The organism is Streptomyces sp. A 4/2 (genome assembly GCF_940670765.1).
GTDB lineage: Bacteria > Actinomycetota > Actinomycetes > Streptomycetales > Streptomycetaceae > Streptomyces.
Genome location: NZ_CALNVW010000050.1, coordinates 1 through 23030 on the forward strand (window position 1 = coordinate 1; position 23030 = coordinate 23030).

Annotated in this window: 18 protein-coding genes; 7 read left to right on the forward strand and 11 right to left on the reverse strand. The window is 71.7% G+C overall.

Features of this window, described 5'->3' with window-relative positions:
* Positions 1-69 precede the first annotated feature (69 nt).
* Entirely contained in the window at positions 70-1422 is a 1353-nt protein-coding gene (locus NBY69_RS32800) for a GH1 family beta-glucosidase (protein WP_250305604.1), read from the reverse strand.
* A 102-nt stretch (positions 1423-1524) separates the two neighbouring features.
* Between NBY69_RS32800 and treZ the strand changes: the two genes are divergently transcribed.
* Positions 1525-3270 carry a malto-oligosyltrehalose trehalohydrolase gene (gene treZ, locus NBY69_RS32805; protein ID WP_250305605.1) on the forward strand — a complete coding sequence of 582 codons (1746 nt, stop codon included), beginning with the start codon at positions 1525-1527 and terminating at the stop codon, positions 3268-3270.
* 24 nt (positions 3271-3294) lie between these two features.
* On the opposite strand, the gene NBY69_RS32810 is transcribed toward treZ, so the two are convergent.
* A complete protein-coding gene (locus NBY69_RS32810) occupies positions 3295-4419 on the reverse strand; it encodes an aminopeptidase P family protein (protein ID WP_250305606.1) in 1125 nt (374 codons plus the stop codon).
* A gap of 23 nt (positions 4420-4442) precedes the next feature.
* Complete coding sequence (locus tag NBY69_RS32815) at positions 4443-5054, reverse strand: nucleoside/nucleotide kinase family protein (protein ID WP_250305607.1); 612 nt, start codon at positions 5052-5054, stop codon at positions 4443-4445.
* A 151-nt stretch (positions 5055-5205) separates the two neighbouring features.
* Between NBY69_RS32815 and NBY69_RS32820 the strand changes: the two genes are divergently transcribed.
* Positions 5206-6681, forward strand: coding sequence for a hypothetical protein (locus NBY69_RS32820; protein ID WP_250305608.1), 1476 nt, complete (start codon positions 5206-5208; stop codon positions 6679-6681).
* Positions 6682-6846: 165 nt separating this feature from the next.
* On the opposite strand, the gene NBY69_RS32825 is transcribed toward NBY69_RS32820, so the two are convergent.
* Together NBY69_RS32825 and NBY69_RS32830 are read right to left on the reverse strand one after the other, a co-directional pair.
* Positions 6847-7506: a response regulator transcription factor gene (locus NBY69_RS32825; protein WP_250305609.1), complete on the reverse strand. Its 660-nt coding sequence runs from the start codon at positions 7504-7506 to the stop codon at positions 6847-6849.
* Positions 7494-8735 (reverse strand): sensor histidine kinase, encoded by a 1242-nt coding sequence (locus tag NBY69_RS32830; protein ID WP_250305610.1) that lies wholly within the window; start codon positions 8733-8735, stop codon positions 7494-7496. The genes NBY69_RS32825 and NBY69_RS32830 overlap by 13 nt, the downstream gene beginning before the upstream one ends.
* 167 nt (positions 8736-8902) lie before the next feature.
* Between NBY69_RS32830 and NBY69_RS32835 the strand changes: the two genes are divergently transcribed.
* Together NBY69_RS32835 and NBY69_RS32840 are read left to right on the forward strand one after the other, a co-directional pair.
* A complete protein-coding gene (locus tag NBY69_RS32835) occupies positions 8903-9580 on the forward strand; it encodes an ABC transporter ATP-binding protein (protein WP_250305611.1) in 678 nt (225 codons plus the stop codon).
* A complete protein-coding gene (locus NBY69_RS32840; protein ID WP_250305612.1) occupies positions 9577-12171 on the forward strand; it encodes an ABC transporter permease in 2595 nt (864 codons plus the stop codon). Before NBY69_RS32835 ends, NBY69_RS32840 begins: the two co-directional genes overlap by 4 nt.
* An 88-nt stretch (positions 12172-12259) precedes the next feature.
* Here NBY69_RS32840 and NBY69_RS32845 read toward each other — a convergent pair whose 3' ends face one another.
* Together NBY69_RS32845 and NBY69_RS32850 are read right to left on the reverse strand one after the other, a co-directional pair.
* Positions 12260-13123, reverse strand: coding sequence for a class II fructose-bisphosphate aldolase (locus NBY69_RS32845; protein WP_250305613.1), 864 nt, complete (start codon positions 13121-13123; stop codon positions 12260-12262).
* Positions 13124-13126: 3 nt separating this feature from the next.
* Complete coding sequence (locus NBY69_RS32850) at positions 13127-14011, reverse strand: SIS domain-containing protein (RefSeq protein WP_250305614.1); 885 nt, start codon at positions 14009-14011, stop codon at positions 13127-13129.
* 126 nt (positions 14012-14137) lie between these two features.
* On the opposite strand from NBY69_RS32850, the gene NBY69_RS32855 reads away from it, so the two are divergent.
* Positions 14138-14923 (forward strand): DeoR/GlpR family DNA-binding transcription regulator, encoded by a 786-nt coding sequence (locus tag NBY69_RS32855; protein WP_250305615.1) that lies wholly within the window; start codon positions 14138-14140, stop codon positions 14921-14923.
* A 53-nt stretch (positions 14924-14976) separates the two neighbouring features.
* On the opposite strand, the gene NBY69_RS32860 is transcribed toward NBY69_RS32855, so the two are convergent.
* Genes NBY69_RS32860 through NBY69_RS32875 form a run of 4 tightly spaced genes read right to left on the reverse strand, consistent with a single transcriptional unit; the run spans position 14977 to position 19720 of the window.
* Positions 14977-16152 carry a Gfo/Idh/MocA family protein gene (locus NBY69_RS32860; RefSeq protein ID WP_250305616.1) on the reverse strand — a complete coding sequence of 392 codons (1176 nt, stop codon included), beginning with the start codon at positions 16150-16152 and terminating at the stop codon, positions 14977-14979.
* A gap of 41 nt (positions 16153-16193) precedes the next feature.
* A complete protein-coding gene (locus tag NBY69_RS32865) occupies positions 16194-17843 on the reverse strand; it encodes an extracellular solute-binding protein (RefSeq protein WP_250305617.1) in 1650 nt (549 codons plus the stop codon).
* Positions 17844-17903: 60 nt separating this feature from the next.
* Positions 17904-18854 carry a carbohydrate ABC transporter permease gene (locus tag NBY69_RS32870; protein WP_250305618.1) on the reverse strand — a complete coding sequence of 317 codons (951 nt, stop codon included), beginning with the start codon at positions 18852-18854 and terminating at the stop codon, positions 17904-17906.
* Positions 18851-19720 (reverse strand): ABC transporter permease, encoded by an 870-nt coding sequence (locus NBY69_RS32875; RefSeq protein ID WP_374211366.1) that lies wholly within the window; start codon positions 19718-19720, stop codon positions 18851-18853. Before NBY69_RS32875 ends, NBY69_RS32870 begins: the two co-directional genes overlap by 4 nt.
* Before the next feature lie 502 nt (positions 19721-20222).
* Between NBY69_RS32875 and NBY69_RS32880 the strand changes: the two genes are divergently transcribed.
* On the forward strand, positions 20223-20684 hold the full coding sequence (locus NBY69_RS32880; RefSeq protein WP_250305620.1) for a hypothetical protein: 462 nt from the start codon (positions 20223-20225) through the stop codon (positions 20682-20684).
* A gap of 126 nt (positions 20685-20810) precedes the next feature.
* Positions 20811-23030: a hypothetical protein gene (locus NBY69_RS32885; RefSeq protein ID WP_250305621.1), complete on the forward strand. Its 2220-nt coding sequence runs from the start codon at positions 20811-20813 to the stop codon at positions 23028-23030.

Consider the following 23030-nt stretch of genomic DNA (forward strand, 5'->3'; position numbering starts at 1 on the left):
GCGCTTAGGACCTGTCCTGGACCGGCCGGCACATGGGGGGGCGGCTTCGTCCACCCCCCCATGTGGGTCTCAGGACTTCGAACCGCGGATCACCTCGCGGTACCAGTGGTAGGAGTCCTTGGGGGTGCGCCGCATCGTCTCGTAGTCGACGTGGACCAGGCCGAAGCGCTGGGCGTTCCCCTCGATCCACTCGAAGTTGTCGGTGAGCGACCAGGTGAAGTAGCCGCGGACGTCGACGCCTTCGGACATGGCGGTGTGCAGGGAGCGCAGATGGCCGTCGAGGAAGGCGATCCTGCGGGGGTCCTCGATGCCGTCGTAGCTGCAGCCGTTCTCGGTGATGTAGAGCGGCGGCAGCCGGTCGCCGTAGCGGCTCTCCAGCTGGATGAGCATCTCGCGCAGCCCGTCGGGGACCACCGGCCAGCCGAAGTCGGTCCGGTCGTAGCCCTCGATCTCCCTTATGCCGAAGGGGAGTTCGGACGGTATGTCGAATCCGGCGAAGGAGTCGAGTGCCTGCGGGGCGGGCGCGCCGACCAGGGTGGGGTTGTAGTAGTTGACCCCGTACCAGTCGAGCGGTGTCGAGATGATCTCCAGGTCCTCCGCGACCGGGCCCGGCATCAGTGCGGCGAAGTTCTCGTCGGGGTAGGCGCCGGTGAGGAGCGGGTCGGCGAACAGCCAGTTGGAGACCGTGTCGTACAGCTCGGCACCGAACCGGTCCTCCTCGCTGTCGCCCGCCGTCCAGACGGGGGTGTGCGAGACGGCGATGCCGATGTCCGACGCGCCTGCCGCACGCAGCGCGCGGACGGCGAGCCCGTGGGCGAGCAGCTGGTGGTGGGCCGCGGGCAGCGCGTCGAAGAGCATCTTCTTGCCGGGGGCGTGCTCGCCCAGCGCATAGCCGAGGAGTGTCACCTCGGCCGGTTCGTTGATGGTGATCCACATCGGGACCCGGTCGCCGAGGCGTTCGGCGACGATGCCCGCGTAGTCGGCGAAACGGTACGCCGTGTCCCGGTCGAGCCAGCCGCCCCGCTCCTCCAGGGCCAGCGGGGTGTCCCAGTGGTAGAGGGTCGGCGCGGGCGTGATGCCGTGCGCGCACAGGTCGTCGACGAGCCGGTCGTAGAAGTCGAGCCCGGCGGCGTTGACGGCGCCCGTGCCGTCGGGGACGACGCGCGGCCAGCTCACGGAGAAGCGGAAGGCCCCGGCGCCGAGTCCGGCGAGCAGGGCCACGTCCTCGCGGTACCGCTCGTAGAAGCCGGTGCCGCGCGTTCCGTCCCCGCCGTCCTTGATCCGGCCCGGCTGTGCGGCGAAGGCGTCCCAGCCGGATGGACCCTTCCCGTCTGCTCTGGCCGCGCCTTCGGTCTGGAAGGCGGAGGCGGACGCGCCCCAGAGGAAGCCGGGCGGGAAGGTGGGCAACGACGGAATCTTCATGGATCGCGACCCTAATGGCCCGAGTGCGCTCGCTCCAGCCCCTGATCTTGCCAAGATGAGAGTCAGCCGACCGGTCGCGGTTCCGACGACGAGGGGGACTCTGTGCTGTTCGAGGTGTGGGCACCGGAGAAGGAGCAGGTCACGCTCCAGTTGGCCGGTCAGGATGCGGCGATGGAGCGCGATCCGCTGCGGGACGGCTGGTGGACCGTCACGGCGGACGCCGCGGACGGCGACCACTACGGCTTCTCGCTGGACGGCGGTCCGGTGCTGCCCGACCCGCGCTCGCGCCGTCAGCCAGCAGGACCGGACGGCCTCAGCGCGGTCGTCGACCACGACACGTACCGGTGGCGGGAGGAGTGGACCGGCAGGCGGCTGCCGGGGGCCGTGCTGTACGAGCTGCACATCGGCACGTACACCCCCGAAGGGACCTTCGACGCCGCCGCGCAGCGGCTGGCTCACCTCGCCCGGCTGGGGATCACCCACATCGAGCTGATGCCCGTCTGCCCCTTCCCCGGACGGCACGGCTGGGGGTACGAGGGGGTCTCGCTGTGGGCGGTGCACGAGCCGTACGGCGGCCCGCAGGGGCTGAAGCGCTTCGTCGACGCGGCCCACGCGCACGGGCTGGGAGTCGTCCTCGACGTGGTCCACAACCACCTGGGCCCCTCCGGCAACTACCTGCCCGCCTTCGGTCCCTACTTCACGGAGGCCCATCACACCCCGTGGGGCGCGGCGGTCAATCTCGACGCACCCGGTTCCGACGAGGTCCGCGCCTATCTGCTGGGGAGCGCGCTGGCCTGGCTGCGGGACTACCGGCTGGACGGGCTGCGGCTGGACGCGGTCCACGCGCTCGCCGACACCCGGGCGCTGACCTTCCTGGAGGAACTGTCAGCGGCCACCGACGTCCTCGCGGCCGAGCAGGACCGGCCGCTCTTCCTGATCGCCGAGTCCGATCTGTGCGATCCGCGGACGACGACACCGCGCGCGGCGGGCGGTCTCGGGGTGCACGCCCAGTGGAACGACGACTTCCACCACGCCCTGCACACCGCGCTGACCGGTGAATCCCACGGCTACTACGCCGACTTCGCGCAAGCGCCGCTGGCCGCCCTCGCCAAGACGCTGACCCGCGTCTTCTTCCACGACGGTACGTACTCGACCTTCCGCGGCCGGACGCACGGCCGCCCGGTGCCCCGCGCGACGACTCCGGCGCACCGCTTCCTCGGCTACGCCCAGACCCATGACCAGATCGGCAACCGCGCGCTCGGCGACCGGCTCTCGGCCACCCTGTCACCCGGCCTGCTGGCGTGCGCGGCGACACTGGTGCTCACCGGGCCCTTCACCCCGATGCTGTTCATGGGCGAGGAGTGGGGGGCGGACACCCCCTGGCAGTTCTTCACCGACCACTCGGATCCGGAACTCGCCGAGGCCGTACGGGGCGGCCGGCGCCGGGAGTTCGCCGCACACGGGTGGGCTGCGGACGACATCCCCGACCCGCAGTCCCCGGCCACCCGGGAACGCTCCTGCCTGGACTGGTCGGAGCCGGCGGGCGGGCACCACGCACGGCTGCTCGACTGGTACCGCGAACTGGTCGCGCTGCGCCGTACCCAGCCCGATCTGGTCGACGCGGACCTGGCGTCCGTCAGGGTCGCCCACGACGAGGACGCGCGCTGGCTGGCGCTGCGCAGGGGCGATCTCCGGATCGCCGTCAACCTCGGCAAGGAGCCCGCGCACATCCCGCTGAACGGGCGCGATGGCCGGATCCTGGCGTCCTGGGAGCCGGTCCGGCCGCCGGGCGCCGACGGGGTGCTGCTGTTGCCGCCCGAGTCCTGTGTGGTGATCGCCGATTCATGAGGACGGCGGGCGGGGGCTGCTCGCCTACTCGACGATCGCCATCTCGCGGCGGGTGGTGTTCAGCCGCCGCCCGCCGTCCTCGGTGACCGTGACGATGTCCTCGATCCGTACGCCGAAGCGGCCGGGGAGATAGATGCCCGGCTCGACGGAGAAGCACATGCCGGGGACCAGCGGCTGCTCCTCGCCCTCGATCATGTACGGCGGCTCGTGCGTGGTGACACCGATGCCGTGACCGGTGCGGTGGATGAACTGCTCGCCGTAACCGGCATCGGTGATGACCGCGCGGGCCGCCCGGTCGATGTCCTGGCAGGCGGCGCCCGGCCGTACGGCGTCGCAGCCGGCCTGCTGCGCCTCGCGTACGACGTCGTGCACCCGCTGCTCGGCGACGCTCGGCTCGCCGACGTGCACCGTACGGGAGGTGTCGGAGCCGTAGCCGTGCTTGAGGCCACCGAAGTCGAGTACGACCATGTCGCCGGCCTCGATGACCCGCTCGCCCGCCTCGTGGTGCGGGTTGGCGCCGTTGGGGCCGGACCCGACGACCGTGAAGTCCACCTGGGAGTGGCCGAACTCCCGGAGCAGCGCGGCCAGTTCGGCGGCGATGTCCGTCTCCCGGCGTCCGGAGAAGCGGACCTCGAGGATCTCCCCGTACGTCGCGTCGGCCGCCGCTCCCGCCGCTTCGAGGCGCTCCAGTTCCGGCGCGTCCTTCACGGCGCGCAGCATCGGCAGGGCCTCGGTCAGCGACACGTAGGAACTGTCGGGCAGGGTCCGCTGGAGCCCCAGCAGGTGCATCGCCCAGCCGTTGTCGCTGACCGCGAACCGGCCGTCCGCGCCGAGCAGCGACGCGGTGAGCGCGTAGGGGTCCTTGCCGTCGGTCCAGTCCAGCAGGGTGAGGGCGGGCGCGCCGACGGCGTGCTCGGCGTCCGCGGCCTCCAGCGTCGGTACGACGAGGACCGGGTCCTGGCCCGCTGCGAGGACCAGCATGGTCAGCCGCTCGGTGGCCGCGGTCGGCCGGTAGCCGGTGAGGTGGACGAGGTCGGGGCCGGGGGCGACGAGCACTCCGGCGAGTCCGGCGTCCGCGGCGCTCCGTGCGGCACGGGCCATCCGGGCGCGGTAGTCGTCGGCGGTGAACGGTACGGGTTCGGTGGGCATGGCCCCATCCTGCCGGGCGCCGTTCAGAGATGCGACACGATCAGGTCGGCCCGGTCCCTGGTGCGCTCGACGGTCCGGGTGTTGGCCTCGTCCGAGCGGTGCACCCAGGCCTCGGCCGCCTCGCGGCTCCTGCCGTGCGCGATGTGCCGTGCGACGAGCCGGCGGACGCGCTCGTCGCTGTCGGGGGCCAGGAACCACGCCTCGTCGAGCAGGGCACGCGCGCGCGGCCAGTGCAGCAGGTAGTTCCCCTCGGTGACGACGAGCGGCACGTCGGGCGGCACCGCGACCGATCCGGCGACCGGCTCCTCCAGCGCCCGGTCGAAGGCGGGGGCGTACACGGTGTCGCCGTCGGGCGTCCGCAGCCGGGTGAGCAGGGCCACGTACCCGGCCTCGTCGAAGGTGTCCGGGGCACCCTTGCGGTCGGCGCGGCCGAGGCGGCGCAGTTCGGTTCCGGCGAGGTGGAACCCGTCCATCGGGACGAGCACGGCGCGGCCTTCGAGCGCCTCGACGAGCCGGGCGGCGAGGGTGGACTTCCCGGCGCCGGGCGGGCCCGCGATGCCGAGGATCCGCCGTTCTCCGGTACCGGCGAGCCGCCGGGCACGGTCCAGGAGGTGCTGCGGAGTCGGCGGAGTCATGGAGGCATTGTCCCTCCCGGGGGCACTCCTGCGGATGCCTCTCCCGCCTCGGGCGTCGCGTGCTCGACCGAATACCGCCGGTACGGGAACCGGTGGGACCTGTTGCAACCGGCGTGAGGGTCATGTCCGACATGGCTGTTACGTTTCCCCTATGACGGTTTACGGACGTGCCATCGACCTCCTGAGGGCCCAGCCCGCGCTGGCCGACGTGGCTGCCTACCCGTTCGAATTCGACCTGTCCAGGGCCGAGCACGTCGAGGCGGTCCGGCTGGCGTCGGGGGCCTCGCTGGAGCCGGTGGCCGGTGACGGCACCGGGGGTACGTACTTCGTGTGCGGCGGCGGACCTGTGCTCTACGCCTCGTCCGAGGGTGAGGCCGGGCTGATCGGCGACAGTCTGGACGAGGCGCTGGAGGTGCTGGTCGGGCTGCCCGGCTGGCACGGTCTGCTGCATCTCTCCCCCACCGCGGACGCGGATCAGCTGCTGGCGGCGGTGGCCGGTGCGGAGGCGGAGATCCGTGCGTACATACCGGACCTGGATACCCGGCGGGCCGAACTGCGCGCCGCGCTCGGCTTTCCCGCCCGCTCCCCCGTCGAACTGATCACCCGGCTGCACACGGCCCTGCTCCGTACCGAACCGGACCATCTGCTGCTCAACTCCGCGGAGGGGCCTGCCTACGCCCGGCTCGATCCGCATCCGCGCCCGCCACTGCGGGAGACGGTCCTGGCGGCGGGTCGGGCGGACCTGGCCCTGCTGCGGGAGTCGACCGCGGGCTGGGCCGATGCGGAGCAGGACGGCGGGCGGCGGGCCGCGGTGCTGCGCGCCGCGCAGTTCGACCGGCAGGACCGCGATCTGCCGCTGCTGCGGCGGCTGCTGGCGGCCGAGGCCGCCGACCCGGAGCGCAGCGAGGAGCTGCGGCTCGCGGCGGTCCTGGTCGCTCTGCACGGCCGCGCGGAGGACCTGCCGCTGCTGGGCGAGGTCCGGACGGCGAAGCCCGCGTTCCGGTGGGGTCCGGACGGATTCCCGGAGCGGCCGGAGGCGCTGGCCGAGTGGGCGCGCGGGGTGGACGGCGCGCTGTACGGCGAGGACCCCGCGCGCGAGCCGGAGCTGACCTGGATCCGGCTCGCCGCGCGGCAGGGCCGGACCGAGGCGGCCCGGGTGGCGCTGCTGCGCATCCTGGACGACACCGGGCCGCAGGCCGATCTGCTGCGCGCACTGAGCGTCGAACTCGAAGCGCTCGGCGACCACTTCCAGGCGGCACGCGCCCAGTCCGGATACGCCTCGCTCCAGGACCGGCCCTGGGACCGGGCTTCGGCGTACCGCAGGCTCGCCGGGCTCCAGCGGCGTTCGGGCGATCCGGCCGGCGCCTGGGAGACGCTGCGGCGGGTCCCGGAGATTCTTGACGCGGAGGGGTCCGACCGGCCGTGGCGGCGCCTCGGGCTGGGGACGCTGGTCACCGCCGAGTCCTTCGAGATCGCGCTCGCGGCGGCCGGGGCGGGGCTCGCGACCGTGGCCACGGAAGCGCTGGCCGTCGCCGGCGAGCTGCACGCCGGGATGAGCAAGTCCGCCCACCGCAACCTCGGCATGCTGGCCCAGGAGGCGAAGTGGGCCGTGGCCCGGCTGAAGTAGCGGCCGGACCGGGGCACGGGCGCCGGGGCCGGGGTGACGGGCATCGGGGCCGGGGGACGGGCATCGGGGCCGGGGTGACGGGCGTCGGGCGTCGGGCGTCGGGCGTCGGGCGTCGGGCGTCGGGCGTCGGGCGTCGGGCGTCGGGCGTCGGGGCCGGATCAGGACCTACTGCGGGGCGTTCCCTTCCAGATAGGCCAGTACCGCCAGTACCCGCCGGTGCACCGAGCCGTCGTCCGGCGGCAGTCCGAGCTTGGCGAAGATCGAGCCGATGTGTTTGCTCACCGCCCGCTCGGTGACCGTCAGTTCAGCGGCGATGGTGCCGTTCGCCTTGCCCTGGGCCATGTGTTCCAGCACCTCCCGTTCGCGCGGGGTGAGGCTCTGCAGCGGACGCGCGGCCGACTTCCTGGTCAGCAGTTGCGTCACCACCTCCGGGTCGAGCGCGGTCCCTCCCGCGGCGACCCGTTCGAGGGCCTGGAGGAACTGGTCGACCCGGCCCACCCGGTCCTTCAGCAGATAGCCGATGCCCTGCGCGCCCTGGGCCAGCAGCTCCGCCGCGTAGGTCTCCTCGACGTACTGCGAGAGCACCAGGATCGGCAGCCGGGGCAGTTCCACGCGTGCGGCGAGCGCCGCCCGCAGCCCCTCGTCGCGGAACGACGGCGGCAGCCGTACGTCCAGGACCGCCGCGTCGGGGCGGTGTTCCAGCAGGGCGGGCAGGATCTCGGGCCCGGTGGCCGCGTCCGCGACGACCTCGTGCCCCGAGGACGTCAGCAGCAGCGTCAGCCCCTCCCGCAACAGCGCATTGTCCTCAGCGATCACGACGCGCACGGCAGCTCCACCTCGATCTCCGTCGGCCCCCCGGTGGGGCTGACGATACGGGTGGTGCCGTCCAGCGCGGCGACCCGCCGTCTGATCCCCACCAGTCCGCTGCCGGCGCCCTCGTCGGCGCCGCCGCACCCGTCGTCGCCGATGTGGACCCGGAGCACGCCCGGTCCGCGGGCGATCCGTACCGTCGCGGTGGTCGCCCCGCTGTGCTTGCTGATGTTGGTGAGCGCCTCGGCGACGACGAAGTAGGCGGCTGCCTCGATCGCGGCGGGCAGCCTGCGGCCGTCGTCGACCCCGTCGAGGTCCGCCTCGACGGGGACGGTCACCCCGGCCGCCAGGGCCCGTACCGCGCCTGCCAGTCCGCGGTCGGTGAGCACCGGCGGGTGGATGCCGCGTACGACGTGGCGCAGCTCGGCGAGTGCCTCCTCGGCGCCGTCCTGTGCTTCGTCGAGTCGTTGCCGCGCCACTTCCGGGTCGCGGTCGAGCAGTTGCTTGGCGAGTCCGATCCGCATCGAGAGTGCGACGATCCTGGCCTGCGCCCCGTCGTGCAGGTCCCGTTCGATACGGCGCAGTTCGGCGCCGTGCGCCTCGACGGCCCCGGCCCGGCTCTCCGTCAGCTGGGTGATCCGCTCGGCCATCCCGGTGGGCGGCGGCCCCGGCCTGAGCAGATCGCGGGTCCACGCGGCTGCCAGGTCGGCGAGTTCGGGCAGCCACCGCAGCACCAGGCCCCTGCGTGCCGGGGGTTCGGTGCCGTACTCGTCGGTGCGGCGCCGGTCGACGAGGTGCATGACGCTCAGATGGATCCCGTCCACGAGCAGGGCCACCGGCCAGACGATCAGGGTGGCGTATCCGAAGATCATCCCGAGGACCGTCTGGACGGCCAGCCAGCGCACGATCCGCCAGGTCGCCGGGTCGGTGAGGGCCAGCCGTACCCGCACCGCGGTCTCGCCCTCCAACGGCAGGTACCGCGCGGGTTCCGGCACCGCAGTCCCCAACCGCCGTGCCGCGCGCCGCCGTTCGGCCTGCGCCAGCTTCCTCAGCAGCTTCACCACCTCGGGCCAGGCGGGCAGCCCGATGGCGATCAGGGCGAAGAGCAGCGCGGCGGCGACCCCGAAGAGGCTCACGTAACAGACCAGCGCGACCGCGAGCCCGACGAGCAGGTAGCGCGAGGCGTCCCCGGCACGCAGGATCGCCGCCGTCAGCGGGGTGCGGTCGGCCGGTGCGGTGCTCATGATCCGCCACGGTACGGGCCCGGCGGCCCACGCGCGCTACGGTCCGCACCCGCCTCCGTGGTGGAGCTGGCTGAACCCCCGTCCGGGAGCGCGCTCCCTGGCGCGCACGCACCCGCCGTACCTACCGTTTTCGCAGGACATGTACGTAGGGCGAAGGAGCGGTGCACATGCTGACGCTGGAATCGGTGAGCCGGGTCTACGGCCGGGGGGCCGGTCGGGAGACAGCGGCCCTCGACGGGGTCAGCTGTACGGTCCCGGCGGGGAGTTTCACCGCGGTGGTGGGGCCGTCGGGTTCGGGCAAGTCCACCTTCCTGCAGTGCGCCGCCGGCCTGGACCGGCCGACTTCGGGGACGGTACGCATCGGTGGTACGGATCTGGGGGCGCTGAGCGAGACCGCCCTGACACGGCTGCGAAGGGACAGGGTCGGGTTCGTCTTCCAGTCGCACGCGCTGAATCTGGTGGACTCGCTGAGTGTCGGCGAGAACGTGGTGCTTCCGCTGGTGCTGGCCGGGGCGGATCCCTCCGCGCCCGGCATCCGGGAGCGCGGCAGGCGGCTGCTGGCGCGGGTCGGTCTCGCCGACCGGGACACCGACGCGCCCCACCGGCTCTCGGGCGGCCAGCAGCAACGGGTCGCGGTGGCACGGGCGTTGGTCACCGGCCCGGACGTGATCTTCGCGGACGAGCCGACGGCCTCGCTCGATCCGGAGTCGGCGGTCCTGGTGCTCGGTCTGCTGCGCGACGCGGTGCGGGCCGACGGCCGTACGGTCGTCATGGTCACGCACGACCCCACGGCCGCGAACTGGGCGGACACCGTCCTGACGATGGACGGCGGCAAGCTGCTGTGACCAGCACAGCGGAGAACGGAGCGCCGCGGACGAGAACGCCGAAGGAGACGCGCCGGGGGATCCGGCGGGCCTCGGTCTTCCTCGCCGCGCGCTCGCTCAAGGTCCACCGCCGGGCGTGGGCCGCGGTGTTCGCCGCGGTGGCGCTCGCGGGCACCCTGCTGGGGGCCTTCGCCTTCGTGATCGGATCGCTGCTGGTGGCGCAGCCTCCGGTGGAGCGGTACGGGGCGGCGGACGCGGTGGTGGCGGCGAACCAGCGGATCTCGTACACGGCGAAACCGTGGGGCAGCAAGCCGAAGACGGCGACCGCGTATCTGCCCGAGCGGGCCGGGCTCAGCCGTGCGGTACTCGCCGAGGTGCGGGGCGCCCACGGGGTGGCCCGCGCGGTGGCGGACGACTCGGTCCCGCTGACCCTGCCGGGCGGGCGTCCCGCGGTGGGCCGCTCCTGGCCCTCGGCGGCGCTCACTCCGTACGGACTGACGGCGGGCCGTGCTCCCACCGGTCCGGACGAGGTGGTGCTGGACACGGCGCTGGCGCACGGTGTCCGGGTCGGCGGCACCGTCCGGCTCCAGATCGACGGACCGGCGCGGCCCTACACCGTCTCCGGTCTGGCCTCCGCGCACCGTTCCGGCTCCCCCGCCGTCTTCTTCACGGAGCACCGGCTGAGCGCGCTGGCCGGGCACCCCGGCACGGTGGACGCCGTCGGCGTGATCGCCGAGCCCGGTGTGTCCACCGGGGCGCTGCACGACTCGCTGCGCGCGGCGCTGCCCGACGGTTCGCTCCGGGTCCTGACCGGTGCGGGCCGGGGCGTGGCCGAGCAGTTGGGCGCGCTCGGGGACCGGGACGACCTGCTGGCCCTGCTGGCGTCGATCGCCTCCACCGTGGTGATGGTCGCGCTGCTGGTCATCGCCGCCACGATCTCGCAGGCCGTGTACCAGCGGCTGCCCGGACTGGCCCTGTTGCGGGCCGTCGGTGCGACACCCCGGCAGCTCAGGGCCGCCGTCGGGCACGAGGTGATGCGGGTGGCGCCGGCCGCGGCCGGCGCGGGGGCGGTCGGGTCCGTGCCGCTGGGGCTGCTGCTGCGGCACCAACTCACCTCTGCGTCACTGCCGTTGCCCGCGCCGCCGTGGCTGTTCCTCGCCGCGCCGCTCGCCGCCGCCGTGCTCGTGGTGGCCGCCGCGCGCCCGGTCGCGGCGCTCGCGGCGCGTGCCGTGACGGCCGTGCGGCCCGCGGAGGCGATGAGTTCGGCGGCGTCGGCGGAGCCCGGCGAGCCGGGCCGGTTCCGGCTGGGCGCCGGGCTGGTGATGGCCGTGGTGGGGTTCGGCGCGGCCGGTACGGCCACGCTGCAGAGCGGCCAGCTCGCCGCTGCCGCCGCGTCCACCTCCGTGCTCGGGCTGGTCGTCGCGGTCGCGCTGCTCAGCCCGGCCATCGCCCGCACGGTCACCCGGGTCCTGGGCGCGCCGCTGCGCCGCTCGGGCGGGCCCGCCGGGTTCCTCGCGGCCTCGGCGCTGACCGCGCACGCCCGCAGGCTGGGGGCGGCGCTGACTCCGATCGTGCTGGTGGTCGCCTTCGTCTGCGTACAGCTGTCGGCGGGCACCACGCTGGAGCGGGCCACCGATGCCGGTGCGGCGGCTGCGGTGCGGGCCGGTCTGACCGTCGACGGGCCGCCCGCCGGGCTGCCGGTGGGCGCGGCGACGGCCGTGCGGCACGCACCGGGTGTGCGGGCGGCCACCGGTGTGCTGCACAGCACGGTCGTCCTGGCACACCGTTCGGCGGGCGACCCGGTGCTGGACCGCGTACCGGTCCAGGGGGTGACGGCCGAGGGGCTGACCTCGCTGCTCGATCCGGGGGTGACCGCCGGTGATCCGGCGCGGTTGACGGGCCGGGACACCGTGGCCGTCGGCAAGGACCGCGCGGACGAACTCGGCGTCCGTCCCGGCTCGACCGTGGGGCTGCGGTACGGCGACGGAACCGAGGCCCGGCTGCGGGTGGTGGCGGTCTACGAACGCGCCCTGGGCGTGGGCGACTTCTTGCTCCCGCACGACCAGCTCGCCGCGCACATGTCGGCGCCGCGCGACCATCACATCCTGGTGGCGCTCGACGTCACGTCGGACGCGGACGCGGTGCGGGCCGCGCTCGCCCCGTACACCGGGTTCCGGCTCCGTGCGACGGCCGCGGCCGATGTGCGGCCGGTCCCCGCGCCCGACCGGCAGGGGCTGCTGGTGGTCGGTGTGGGGGTGATCGGCGGGTTCACGGTGCTCTCCGTGATCAGCACACTGGTGCTGATCACCGTGGGGCGCCGCCCGGAACTCGCCCTGCTGCGTCTGATCGGCGCCCGGCGGTCGCAGCTCGTCCGGATGCTGATGGCGGAGACGGCGCTGATCGCGGTCGCGGGCCTGCTGATCGGCACGGTGGTGGCGGCGGTCCCGCTGGTGGCGTTCGGGCTGTCGGTGGCGGGCACCCTTCCGTACCTGCCGCCGGCCCAGTACGCGGTGATCGCGCTGACGGTGACGGTCGCGGCGGCGGCCGGCACCCTGGTCCCTGCGCTGTGGACCGCGGCCGGACGTGCTGCCCTCAAGCACCGCACGGACTGAAGAAGGGCCGGACGGGCTGCGGAATCAGCCCGTCCGGCGCTTCAGGGCACGGTCCACGGAACCCCTTGAACGGTTCGCGGCCCCGGCACTACGCCGCGGTCGCGGCTCCGAGCAGCGTGATCAGCCCGGTGACCGTCTCGGCCATCGCCTGCCGCCCGGCCTTGAGGTACGTCCGCGAGTCGACCGCCTCGGGGCGGGCGGTGAGGACCTCCCGGATCGCGGTGGTCATCGCGATGTTCAGGGCCGTACCTATGTTGACCTTGGCTATGCCGCCGGTGACGGCCGCGGAGAGTTCGGCGTCCGGCACACCGGAGGAGCCGTGCAGCACCAGCGGTACGTCGAGGGCCTTCCGCAGCCGGCCGAGCAGGTCGTGGTCGAGCACGGCGGTACGCGAGGTCATCGCGTGCGAGCTGCCGATCGCCACGGCCAGCGCGTCCACCCCGGAGTCGGCCACGAACGCGCGGGCCTCCTCCGGCTCGGTACGCGCGCCCGGTGCGTGCGCGTCCAGCGGTGCGGCGCCGTCCTTGCCACCGACCTCGCCCAACTCGGCTTCGATCCACAGCCCGTGGGAGTGCGCCCACTCGGCGGCGTTCCGGGTCGCGGCCAGGTTCTCCGCGTACGGGAGGTGCGCGGCGTCGTACATCACCGAGCTGAACCCGGCGTCGGCCGCCTGCCGCAGCAGGGCGTCGCTCTTCACGTGGTCGAGGTGCAGCGCGACGGGCACGGCCGCGAGCCGCGCCGCCTCGGCCGCGGCGCGCGCCAGCGGAAGCAGCTGCCCCTGCCGGTACTTCACCGCGTTCTCGCTGATCTGGAGGATGACCGGGGCGCCGGCGGCCTCGGCCCCGGCGATCACCGCCTCCGCGTGCTCCAGCGTGATGATGTTGAACGCGGCCACCGCGCCGCGCCGGGCGGCGGCGTCGGCGACCAGCGTCCCGCTCTCGGCGAGGGGCATCGCTCAGCCCTCGTCGAGGATGACGGAACGGGTGAGGTGACGCGGGGAGTCCGGGTCGAGACCGCGGGCCGCCGCGATGGCGACGGCCAGGCGCTGCGCCCGGACGAGCTCGGCGAGCGGGTCGAGACCGCCGGCCACCCACATGCCGCCGGTGGAGCGGACCTGCTCCTCCAGGCCCTCGGGGGTCTCGCCGAACATCCAGGTCGCGGTGCCCTCGGTGGTGATGCTGATCGGGCCGTGGCGGTACTCCATGGCGGGGTACGCCTCGGTCCAGGACAGCGAGGCCTCGCGCATCTTCAGCGCGGCCTCCTGCGCGAGGCCGTTGCTCCAGCCGCGGCCGAGGAAGGTGAACTGCGAGCAGTCGACCAGCCCTTCGGGCAGCGGCTCGGCGAGCGCGGTCCGCACGTCGGCCACGACGGCGTCGGTGTGCAGGCCGAGGTGGGCGCGGAGCAGCGTGAGCGCGGTGGTGGCGAACCGGGTCTGGACGACGGACTGCTCGTCGGCGAATTCGAGGACGACGACGTCGTCGGCGGCGTCGATCGCGGGGGTCTTGGGGTCACCGATGATCGCGGTCGTACGGGACGTGCCGCGCACCTTGGCGAGGAGTTCGAGCACCTCGGTCGTGGTACCCGAGCGGCTGAGCGCTATGACGCGGTCGTAGCTGCGGTTGAAGGGGAATTCGGACGCCGCGAAGGCGTCGGTCTCGCCCTGGCCCGACCCCTCGCGCAGCGCGGCCACGGCCTGCCCCATGAACCACGAGGTTCCGCAGCCGACGATCGCGACGCGCTCACCGGCGGACGGCAGAGCCGCCGCCTGGCTTCCGGCCAGCGCCGCAGCGCGCTCCCAGCACTCGGGCTGACTGGACAGCTCGTTCTGGACATGGCTCATGTCTGGATTCCACCCCTCAGGTCAATGTTTATTTCTGCAAGATACTGCGTTGTTTCAAGCACAATCAAGCACTATGCGATTCTGGGTTAGGGTCGCATCGTTCCACCGAAGAGGAGAGTGCGAGAGATGTCCCAGTCCCGCGACGCGCGTTGGAAGGCACTCCTTGAGCTGCTCGTCGAACAGGGCCGTCTCGATGTCGAGGCTGCCGCCCTCGCGCTCGACGTGTCGGCCGCCACCATCCGGCGTGATTTCGACCAACTCGCCCAGCAGCAGATGCTGGTGCGCACCCGTGGTGGCGCCGTCGTGCACGGCGTCAGTTACGAACTCCCGCTGCGCTACAAGACGGCACGCCGCGCATCGGAGAAGCAGCGTATCGCGCAGGCAGTCGCCGAACTGATCACCGCGGGCGAGGCAGTTGGCCTCACCGGCGGCACCACGACGACGGAAGTCGCCCGCGCGCTCGCCGTCCGCCCCGACCTGTCGACGGGAACTCCGGCGCTCACCGTCGTGACCAACGCGCTGAACATCGCCAACGAGCTCGCCATCCGGCCCCAGTTCAAGATCGTGGTGACCGGCGGAGTGGCCCGCCCGCAGTCGTACGAACTCACCGGGCCGCTCGCCAACGGCGTCCTCGGCCAGATCACCATGGACACCGCCGTCCTCGGGGTGAACGGCTTCGACGTGGTGCACGGAGCGGCGGCGCACCACGAGGACGAGGCGGGCATCAACCGGCTGTTGTGCGAGCGTGCCGAGCGCGTGGTGGTCGCGGCGGACTCCACGAAGCTCGGCATGCGCGCCTTCGCCAGGATCTGCACCACCGATCAGGTGGACATCCTGGTCACGGACAGCTTCATCAGCCAGTCGATGACGGATCTCTTCACCGACGCGGGCGTCGAGGTCATCGCCGTGTGAACGGCGGGCGGGGCCCCTGCGGCCCCGCCCGCCACGTGTCATCGCCGAGACCGTCAGTCCCGCTGCTGGCCCGCGGCGAAGTAGGCGATCAGCTCCGGGTCGAGCGGCGGCACGTCGTAGGGCGTACCGCCCTCACGCAGCGACTGGGTGGCCATCACACCGGCGGCCACGCTCATCCGGGCGGCGACCGGCGACGTGTCGGTCGCCCCGCCCTCCCGGGCGAACCGGCAGAACTCCGTGATGATCCGCTCGTCGGCCCCGCCGTGCGAGCCCTTCGACTCCGGCACCTTGTAGACCGCGTCGGCGTCGGCCCGGTAGCCGGTCGGCCCGGTGTTCCAGACCTTGACCTCGTCGCCCGGCCGGTCACCGAAGTTCTCCAGCCGGCCTTCGGTGCCGATGACCGTGTAGTTGCGGAAGTAGTCCGGGCTGAAGTGACACTGCTGGTAGGCGGCGATCACACCGTTGTCCAGCCGCATGTTCATGACGGACACGTCCTCGACGTCCACCACGTGGTTGAGGTCCTTGCGGGTGGCCGGCGGCCAGTCGAACTCCCGCAGCCAGCCGTCGGGACGGGGTGTGCCCGGCTCCCGGCGCGGCAGGTCGCCGTACATCATCAGGTCGCCCATGGCGTTGACGCGCTGCGTGTAGCCGTCGGCCAGCCAGTGCACCACGTCGATGTCGTGCGCGGCCTTCTGGAGCAGCAGCCCGGTGGTGCGGGTGCGGTCGGCGTGCCAGTCCTTGAAGTAGTAGTCGCCGCCGTACGACACGAAGTGCCGTACCCACACGGTCTTGGGCTCACCGATGTCCCCGCGCGCGATGATGTCGCGCATCAGCCGCACCACGCCCATGTGCCGCATGTTGTGGCCGACGTACAGCCGGGTGCCCGTCTCGTACGCGGTGCGCAGGATCGTGTCGCACTGCTCGACGGTGATGCCGAGCGGCTTCTCGACGTACACGGCCTTGCCCGAACGCAACGCGTCGCAGGCGACGGCCTCGTGGGTGTCGTCGGGGGTGGCCACGATGATCGCGTCGATGGTGGCGTCGTCGAGCAGCGTGCGGTAGTCCTCGACCGCGACCGCTCCGGTGAACCGGTCGGCCACCTTGGCCCGCACCGCGGGATCGGTGTCGGCGACGGCCGCGACGACGGACCCGGCACCCGGGCGGTGGGCCGCGTCGGCCAGGTTGGCGCGCAGGCCGAGGCCGATCACGCCGATACGGAGGTCTTGCATGGTGCTCCTCGGCCGCCCGGGGGCGGCGGTTGTACGGGTACTCACTTGCCGGTCATCTCGATGGACTTCTCGAACTCGCGGCGGATCTTGTCGCCGCCGCCGGAACGCCAGGTGCGCACCAGTCCGTCGTACGCGGAGATCGGCTTGCGGCCCGCGACGATGTCCTTGATCCCGTCGTTCACGCCCTGCGTCAGGGACGCGCCCTTGCTGGCGTAGGTGTCGGAGTAGTGACCGACGGTCGGGTTGATCACGGCCATCGCGATCAGCTTCTTCTGCCAGTCGTGGATACGGCGCGTCAGATCGGCCTGGCCCGGCAGGTAGAGGTACTCCGGCGCGTTGGCCAGGAAGGACACCGGCATGCCCGTGGTGACGGCTTCCGCGTTGCCCTTGTCGGTGAGCGTGACGTCGCCCTTCGCGGTGCGCTTGAAGTGCGTGCCCTCGATGCCGTTGTCGAGGAACAGCCGCTCCTCCGTGCCGAAGGGCGCGGCGAGGTAGTCCAGGACCTTCAGCAGCATGTCCAGCCGCTTCTTGTCGGCCTTCTTGTTGATCGCGGTGTAACCGACCGAGCCGAGCCCGTAGTAGAAGTGCGGGGTCACACCCGCCTTGGCGGCGAACGGCATGATGATCCCGAACGGGAAGCTGTACGTCTTCACGTCCACCAGGAACGACGGGAAGGACTGGACGTACGCGCCGAGGGTGCCCTGCGCCATCTTCTCGCGGGTGGTGGTGAGGTTCGGGTCCGGCCAGAACAGCCCGGCCTTGCTCACCTTCACACCGAATTCGAGGGCCTCACGGAATTCGTCGGTCTCGAACTGGTGGACCAGCTTGCCGTCCTTCTCGGACCACCCGGACGGAGCGCCGAACCACTGGGCGTACATGCCGACATGGTTCGTGTAGGCGGGCTCCAGCACGTACTTCTTGCGCTTGACGTCGAGCAGTTCCTTGCCCTTGTCGAGGAAGTCCTGCGCGCTGGAGAAGGTGGCTCCGCCGACCGGCTTCCAGAAGTCCTCGTTGGTGACGTACACCTGGCCCATACGGCCGTACGCCACGGGAACGCCGAAGATCTTGCCGTTGATGACGGCGGTCTTCCAGGCGAATTCCGGGAGGTTGGCGAGGTTCGGGTACTTCTTGACCGCGTCACCGGAGAGGTGCGGGGTGAGGTCCTGGAACTTCGCTTCGAGCAGCTCGGGAATGCGACGCAGACCCTGGTTCGGCGGAATCCACACCATGTCGGGGATTTCGCCGCCGGCTATCGCCGCGTTGAACTTGGACGAGTAGCTGTCGTCGGTGGTCTCCACGACGATGTTCATCTTGAACTCGGAGCCCAGCCGCTTGTTGAGCTCCTTCCAGTACGCGTTCTTGCCCATGGCGGGGGCCGGCGTGGTGAAGGTCTCCGTCAGCGCGGTGATCGGGGAGCCGTCACCGGGGGGCGTGGCAACCGACTTGACCAGGTTCTTCGGGTAGCGGAGGTACGCGGCGTCCAGGCCCTCGGCGCTGCCCGCCAGGTCCGGCGCGGCGACCTTCGCAGGGACGAAGGTCGGCAGCTTGACCTTGGTGAACGCCTCGGCGCCCTTGCCCGCGGCGGCTGTTCCGGTGGAACAGCCGGTGAGGGTGGTCATTCCGGTGACGGCGATTCCGGCGACGCCCGCGGCACCGAGGAACGTACGCCTGTTGACGTGCTGAGAAGACATGATTCTCCTGGAAGGACAGGAAAGGCAGAACGGACAGGAAAGGCGAGATCTGCGGGCGGGTCAGCCCTTGACGGCGCCGGTGAGAACACCCTTGGCGAAGTGCTTCTGCAGGAAGGGATAGACGCACAGGATCGGTACGAGCGCGATGATCAGCACGGCCATCTGGAGCGAGATCGAAGGCGGCAGCACATTCACACCGAGTGCGTGGGCGTTGATCGTCTCGCCCTGGACCACGTACGAGCGCAGGATGACCTGGAGCGGGTACTTGCCCGAATCGTTCATGAACAGCAGGGCGTTGAAGAAGCTGTTCCAGTAGCTGACCGCGTAGAAGAGGCCCGCCACCGCGATCACGGCCTTGGAGAGCGGCAGCACGATACGCCAGAGAATGGCCAGTTCGCCCGCACCGTCGAGACGCGCGGCCTCGTACAGTTCGGTGGGAATTCCCTGGAAGAACGCTCTCACGACAATGACGTTGAATACGTTGAGCAGTACGGGAAGGATCAACGACGCGTAGCTGTCGAGCAGGCCCAGCTGCTGGACGACGAGGTACGTGGGGATGATGCCCGGCGCGAAGAGGAACGTACCGAGCACGATCAGCAGGATGGGCCGGCCCATCAGCATCCCGGGCCGCGACAGACCGTAGGCGAGGGTGACCGTGCAGAGCAGGCTGAGCGCGGTACCGACCAGGGTGATGCCGATGCTCACGAGCGTCGCCCGTGTCACCACCCCGCCCTGCAGCAGGACGTTGTACGCCTGGAAGGTCGGGTGGTGCGGGATGAGCACGTAGCCGCCGCGCTCCTCCAGCTCCTTCTGCCCGGCCAGGCTGGTGCCCAGGGCGAGCAGGAACGGGTACGTCACCATGACCACGATCAGGGCGAGCGCCAGCGCCTTCGCGCCCTGGCCGAACCAGCTGGGGCGTTCCATCCACGGCGGACGGTCGCCGCCGGACCGCAGCTTGGCGAGGAAGTTCTCCCGCTTCGGAGCGAATTTCGGGGTGCTGGACGTGGTCATCGGTAGACCCCCTGCTCACCGAAGCGGTGGGCCAGTTTGTTCGCGGCGATGATCAGCCCGAGGCCGATCACCCCCTTCATCAGACCTGCGGCCGTACTCATGCCCCAGTCACCGTCGATGACGCCGTGGTAATACACGTACGTATCGAGCACTTCCGACGCATCAGGTCCGACCGCGTCCCGCTGGAGCAGCATCTGCTCGAAGCCGACGGAGAGGATGTCGCCGAGGCGCAGGATGAGCATCATGATGATCACCGGCCGGATGCCGGGCAGGGTGACGTGCCACATGCGCCGCCAGGTGCCCGCGCCGTCCATCGCCGCAGACTCGTACTGCGACATGTCGATGGATGCCATCGCCGCGAGGAAGATGATCGCGCCGTAGCCGCAGTCCTTCCAGATCATCTCCGAGGTCACGAGCACCTTGAAGGTGTCCGGGTTGCTCATGATGTTGCCGACCGCGAGCCCGTGGTTCTGCAGCAGGCTGGTGACCGTGCCGGTACCGCCGAAGACCTGCTGGAACATCGCCACGACCACGACCCACGAGAGGAAGTGGGGCAGGTAGACCACGGTCTGGACGAGCCGCCTGACCTTCTCGCCGACGAGCGAGTTGAGGAGGAGCGCCAGTGCGATGGGGGCGGGGAAGTAGAGGATCAGCTGGAGGACGGTGATCTCCAGCGTGTTGCGCACGGCGGACCAGAACTCGGGCTGCGAGAGCAGGTCCGTGAAGTTCTGGAGGCCGACGAACGGACTTCCCTTGAAGCCGAGGAACGGCTGGTAGTCCTGGAAGGCGACCACGTTGCCGGCCAGCGGCAGGTAGAAGAACAACGCGAAGTACAGCAGGCCCGGCACACACAGCAGCAGAAGCATGCGGTCCTGCCGGAACCGCTGACGCAGCGACTTCCGCCCCGAAGGGCGTCCGGCCTTGGGACCGGCCGAAGAGGACGGCTTGTCGTCAGGGGCTTCCGACTGGGGTGTGGCCGGACGGGGCGAGGTGGGCGCAGCGGCCGACACAGTCACCTCCGCATAGAGGGCGATCAGGGGGTGCGCAGACCGGCTGAACGCCTCAGATAAGTGGAATCTGGCGTTCTGGTCTGCAAGATGACCTGATCCTGCACTGTCCTGCACGCAAATGACAAGAGCTGATCGAAAAAAGCTCTCTCGGTGCAGTAACGAGCACGCTTCGCGCACTCTTCAATCACGAAGAGGTCTCGAACCTCCATGGAAGGGTCGTCTTCGACACCATTCACTCCAACTCCCCGCGACGGGCGGGGATTACCTGCGGTCCTGGACCGTGCGGGAAGCCAGGTACCGTGGTACGGACCGATCTCATGAGCCTCTACGGGCTGCGTGACCCCCCGAAGAGGAACACATGACCACGAACCGCGGACGCAAGGATGTCATCCGGACCCGGATGGCCCGTACCGGCGAGTCGTACAACGTCGCCGCCGCCAACTTCAAAGCGATGAAGGACATGGGCGCCACCCGGGAGGCCGTCCTCACGCAGCGCTGGCAGCCCGCGGACTCGTTCGACCTGCCGTGCCCCTGCGGCGGGACGTGCGAGCCCGGCGAGACCTGCGACCGCTGCCACGCCCGCCACCGGCACACGGCCCGCACCCCCGGCAGCCTCACGGACGTCGAGACCTGGGCGGACCGGTACCGCTGCACCGGCTGCGCGGCCACCTACACGCTCACCGTGGTCCTGCCGGGCCGCCCGTGGGGCATCGCGGAGACGGTGATCCAGGGCGGATCCGCGGAGCCGGTCGTCCGGGTGCGGGTGTTTCCCGGTGTGGTGCATCCCCAGCTGCGTCCGACGGTTCCGGAAGAGGACTGACAGCGGGGAGCCGGTCACAGGGCTCTCCGGCCGGCGGCCACCTCAAGATCCCGAAACCCCCACGCCCGCGGCAATCATCTGCTGGGATGGACGGGCGGAGCCGGGAACCATTCATGGGGGCACATCGTGGGGCTGGAATTCGGGCACCACCTCGGGCTGCCCCGGGCGCTGCCCTGGCTGCCGCTCTCCCCACTGGTCCCCCGCTACGGACAGCTCCTCGCACAGCAGCGTGCCCTCGGGCTGCGGCACATCGGCGAGGCGCTCGTGGCACGCGGGGAGACGGTGCGGGTGCTCGATGGGGTGTACGTTCCGCGCACACCCCATGACCGACAGCACCTGGACGCTGACGAGCTGCGCAGGCTACAGGCGCAGAGACCTGAAGCGGCTGCCCTGCTGGGGCAGCTGACGGAGATCCACGAAGCGGACCTGACGGCCGTGCGGCGGGTCCTCCTCTATCAGCTGACCGAGCTGCTGCAGAGCCATCCGCAGGGCGGGCAACCGGCCACCGCGGTCTCGCTCGGTGTCGATCCGGCCGAAGCCGGAGCGCTCGTCCACGCCGTGCGCGCACGGAAGCCGCTCAGCGCCGAGCAGCGTTCCGCGGCCGAGGGGTTGCAGGACGAATGGGAGCGCGGCCGACTGCGCCGGGCCGCCCGGATGGCGGCGCTGCTGCTGCCGGGCAGCGAACAGGACCCGTTCCTCACGGTCCGGCTGGCCGCGGTCACCGCCCGGGTACGCGAGACGGACCAGACACTCGACAGGGCCCGCGGTTCCGAGAGCGAAGGGGACCCGGAAGCAGCGGGCGGGTACTACCTGCGGGCGGCCCGGCTGGCAGGAGACTGCCCCGTCGCCGTCCGCGGCCTCGTCCGCACCCATCGGCCCGCCACCGGTTCACCTGGCCCACTGCGGCTCGAACTCGCCCCGGACGCCGTGAAGTTGGCCTGGTCCGAGGAGGGCGAGCCCGCTGCCAGGACCTGGCGGGTCATCAGACTCACCCGGGTCAGGAACGGCCGGGCGTCCCTCGCCGAAGTCCAGCCGCACGCGACGGGCGGAGCCTCGCTCGACCCGAGTCCCCCGCTGGGCAGTGAGGTCCGTTACGCTGCGCTGCCGCTGCTCGCCGGAGTCGTCGACGGACCGCCGCTCGTGTCCGGGTCGCTGCGCGCCACCCCGGAAGTGACCCGCATCAGGCCGGCTCCCGGCAGGTCTCGCATCGAAGCCACCTGGGAGCAGCCGGGCGGGGCCCGCGGCGTTCGCGTGCTGCTGACGGGCCCCGACGGGCGGGCGCAGGAGATCCCCTGCGCCGGCGGCAGGTTCACCGCGCACGGACTGCCGACCGGCGCGTACCGGATCCGGATCAGCTGCCGCTACCGCACAGCCGACGGCACGGACGTCGAATCGTCCGGCGCCGAGGCGCGCACCACCGTCCTCCCCTGGCCGTCCCCGGTGCGGGAGCTGAGCGCCACGGCCCGGGACGGGGCCGTGCGGTTCACCTGGACCGGTGGCGACGACGCGAAGGTCGAACTCGTCGACTGGCCGGGCGGACCACCGCCACCCGGCACCGAACTGCAAGAATCCGCAGGCCCGTTGCCGGTGCCGCTCGCCTGGGACCGGAGAGCCGGGGGCCTGGTGGCCCCGCCGGGCAGCCTCACCCGGGTCACCTCCCTCGCGGTCCTCGGCCCGTGCGCCGTCGTCGGCCCCGGTGTCCTGATCGAGGCACCGGCCCCGGTCACTTCGCTCGCCGCGGCCCGCGCCACGGACGGGCTCGCCCGGGTCACCTTCGACTGGCCCGGGGACACCGGACTGGTGACCGTGAGCGCGGAGCAGGACGGGAGGCACGTCCAGCACCGGATCGCCCGCAGCGTGTTCCTCCGCGAAGGGCTGTACATCCCGGTGGGCCCGACCGCCGCCCGTCTGACCGCGACCGCCGAACCGCGCAGGGCGGACACCGTTGTCGTGCAGCCGGTCCGCGCCGGGGCCGTACTCCCCGCCGAGCTCACCATCAGCTACCGGATCATCCCCGGGAGCCGCCGCCCGCTGCTCGGCAGGCCCACCACCGTACGGGTCACGCTCGTCTCGCCCGGTGGTCAACTCCCCACAGACGTACCCGAGTTCGTATTGGTCGCCCGGGGCGGCGGCGGACGGGCCCCGCTCCGGCCGGGCAACCCCGCCGACGGAACCACCGTTCTCCGGCTGACGGGTGAGGAGTTGTACCGTACCGGCACGGTCGAACGTGAGATAGCCGTCGGCACCCTCCCGCCGCCCTATGCTCTGCGCGGCTTCCTCCTCGGCGGCGGAGCCACCGACGTACGCCTCGAAGAACTCTCCCCCGCGACCCTGGTGATGCGCTGA